At 32.8% G+C, this 2,882-nt stretch carries 5 protein-coding genes; 1 reads left to right on the top strand and 4 read right to left on the bottom strand.

The window, feature by feature from the left end:
• The first annotated feature begins 359 nt into the window (after window positions 1-359).
• Window positions 360-1,115 (top strand): peptidylprolyl isomerase, encoded by a 756-nt coding sequence (locus ACP6PM_RS04425; protein ID WP_426582208.1) that lies wholly within the window; start codon window positions 360-362, stop codon window positions 1,113-1,115.
• A gap of 196 nt (window positions 1,116-1,311) precedes the next feature.
• Here ACP6PM_RS04425 and ACP6PM_RS04430 read toward each other — a convergent pair whose 3' ends face one another.
• The 4 genes from ACP6PM_RS04430 to ACP6PM_RS04445 form a co-directional block, all read right to left on the bottom strand.
• Window positions 1,312-1,848: a DUF3267 domain-containing protein gene (locus ACP6PM_RS04430; protein ID WP_426582210.1), complete on the bottom strand. Its 537-nt coding sequence runs from the start codon at window positions 1,846-1,848 to the stop codon at window positions 1,312-1,314.
• A 189-nt stretch (window positions 1,849-2,037) separates the two neighbouring features.
• The gene (locus tag ACP6PM_RS04435) at window positions 2,038-2,208 is read right to left on the bottom strand and encodes a class IIb bacteriocin, lactobin A/cerein 7B family (protein ID WP_426582212.1); all 171 of its coding nucleotides are present in this window, start codon (window positions 2,206-2,208) and stop codon (window positions 2,038-2,040) included.
• 278 nt (window positions 2,209-2,486) lie between these two features.
• Window positions 2,487-2,675, bottom strand: a complete 189-nt coding sequence (locus ACP6PM_RS04440) for a hypothetical protein (protein WP_426582214.1) — start codon at window positions 2,673-2,675, stop codon at window positions 2,487-2,489.
• A gap of 78 nt (window positions 2,676-2,753) precedes the next feature.
• On the bottom strand, window positions 2,754-2,882 hold the full coding sequence (locus ACP6PM_RS04445; protein ID WP_426582434.1) for a class IIb bacteriocin, lactobin A/cerein 7B family: 129 nt from the start codon (window positions 2,880-2,882) through the stop codon (window positions 2,754-2,756).

Raw genomic sequence — 2,882 nt, forward strand, 5'->3', positions numbered from 1 at the left:
ATAATGGATAATGGATAATGGATAATGGATAATGGATAATGGATAATGGATAATTGATAATGAATAATTAATCCTCAGAGGTTTAAAGTCTCTCCTTTTCAATATAGCAGTCCTATTTTATTTGTGTATAAAAACCTTAACGCTTTTAGGGAACACTTAACTGGGAACAGGTAAGAGTTTCAGGTTTTTTATCTACTTTTTGATTACCCGCAACCTATGCGCGGATTGCTATAGATAATTGATAATTAGAGAAAGTTTTCATGCTCTACTATCCATTATTCATTAATAAAAAGCTATAGTTACTAAACTATCAACAATTTTAAATTTTGATATTTCAATTCATAAAAAGGAGCAAAATCATGTCACAAGCTATTACTATTACTTCTGAAGATATTCTCAAGCAAGTCAAATTATCTTTGAAAGTTCCAGAAATTACAGAAGGAATAATTACCCGCAAAATTATTACTGCTGCTGCTGCTGATGCAGGTATTGAAGCAACAACAGAAGAACTGCAAAAAGCTGCAGATGCAATGCGGGCTATGAATAAATTAAATGGTGCAAAAGAAACATGGACTTGGTTAGAAAAACATGGTTTATCCCTTGATGATTTTGAAGAAATAGTTCACTATACTTTTTTATCTGGAAAATTAGCCGCTCATTTATTTACAGATAAAGTAGAACCATATTTCTTTGAAAATCAGTTAAATTATGCAGGGGCAGTTATTTATGAAGCTGTGTTAGATGATGAAGATTTAGCAATGGAGTTATTCTATGCAATTCAAGAAGGAGAAATGACTTTTTATGAAGTTGCTCATCAGTATATTCAAGAGCAAGAATTACGACGTTCTGGCGGTTATCAAGGAATAGTAAAACGTCGAGAATTAAAACCAGAAATTTCCGCCGTTGTTTTTGCTGCTCAACCACCACAAATTGTTAAACCTGTTGTAACTTCTAAGGGAGTACATTTAATTTTTGTCGAAGAAATTATTCAACCGGAGTTAACAGATAAATTGCGTTATCAAATTCTTTCGGAATTGTTTGATGCATGGATAAAAGAGCAAGTTGGGCAGGTTGAGGTTGTTAAAAAGCTTGATTCAACTCTTCAACTAGCTTAATAATAATAAACAACTACTCCATAACTTATAATCTTCCTAGAAATAGGAGGATTATTTTATTTTTATAGTCATTTCAGTTTAGACTGAGACAAGGGTTTCTTGCAGTGAAAAGGTTTCAGCAGAAAAAGTGTTTCATTCTTATTTAAAATGACTATATATTTCATATCTAGCTCAGAAAATTTCTAGAATGAAAAAACTAACTGATGATGTAACATCCAAATTTACTTGGGTGATCTTTAACCAAAGTTCCCGCTTTGAGGGATCTGACTAGCCATAAAATTAACAGATCTCCTCCTGCTGCAAAAGTAAAAAATATTCCAAAGCAAAAAAGCCACCCATTACTTGTAAAAATACTAGAAATTACAGGTACTAATCCTAACAATATGCCTGGCATAGCTGTTCCTAGACGATAAGATTCTACTGTCATTGATTCTCTACAGTGTGCATAAGGAGTTAGGGTTTTCCAGTCGAAACCATACTTAATAGCACTAGCTTTCTTACCTGCTAAAAGTTGCCAAGATAAACCATGAATCAGTTCATGTAAAATTATCCCAGTAGCAATTACTATCAAGAAATCAATGGGATTACTACAAAAGGATTGGAGACCACTTATCAAACTATTTATTCCCCAAATTTTAAGATATATTTCCATCATTAAAATTACAGGTAGTAAACCAACAATAATTGCAAATAGACTACCAATTCCTATGGGGATTGCAGTATTATTTTTCATTTTAAAGTGTTATTTTAATGGATTATTTACACAGATATTATTTTGACATATTTTAGGGTTCAGGGAGCAATAATTGATAATTTCCGTGGGACAATTAATTTTATTTTTTATTATTGGAAATCTCTAATATAAATAAAGCTCTTTGAGCTTAGTATCAAAGAACTTTATTTGAATTAAGCAATCTTCTTTCTAGTTTTTAACTGCTGCATATAGTGCAACTCCAGCACCAAAAGCTGCAACTCCAAGAGCGACTAAAGGAAGAATTCCGCCACGAATTAGCTCTAATTCATCATTAGATAAATCTTCTACTAGATCATTAGTGAAGGTTTTGTCTAAGTCACTGATATGGATAGTAGTCATAATTTTACTCCGCAATTCAATTTTAATTTTTAAGTGTGATTCTATGACAGTTAAAAGTCTTACTCTGGAGAGTTTGTACCAATTTCCTCAAGTATGGCTACACATCATATTTCGAGATTAGAGATTAATAAGATAAGCAGTGTAGCCTAAGTTTATCAGATTAGTATTAGTTTTTAACTACAATGTACAGGGCAACTCCAACAGTAAAAGCAGCTATACCAGAGCTACTAATAAATAAGTATTGGCACAACGAGAAATATGAGCCATTTCATTGCTCTTTAGAAATATCTATCTAACAGAGCTGCAGCACCAAAACCAAGAGCAACGGTACCTACTGCTACAGCAACAGGACTGATACCACCAGATGTGGTAAGTTCATTATCAGATAAATCTACCATGTAGCTTTCAGAGTCAGAAAATAGGTCAAAACCTACAGGATTTAATTCAGAAATTGCAATGTTAGCCATTTGATGTTTTCCTCTTGATTAAAGTTGTTTAATTGTCAAGTTAAAAGAACTTTACCCTGATTTTTTAGGGATGTTTATCTAAAGATATTTGCCAGCAACATAGCCACCTGCGAATCCACCAACAAATCCAGCAGCAAAGTATACAAGTGCAACAGGTGTTATTCCACCTTTAGTGAAGTTTAATTCTTCCTCTGTAAGTTCACTAAT

This window comes from Dapis brunnea BLCC-M229 (assembly GCF_050015995.1).
Classification (GTDB): Bacteria; Cyanobacteriota; Cyanobacteriia; order Cyanobacteriales; family Microcoleaceae; genus Trichodesmium.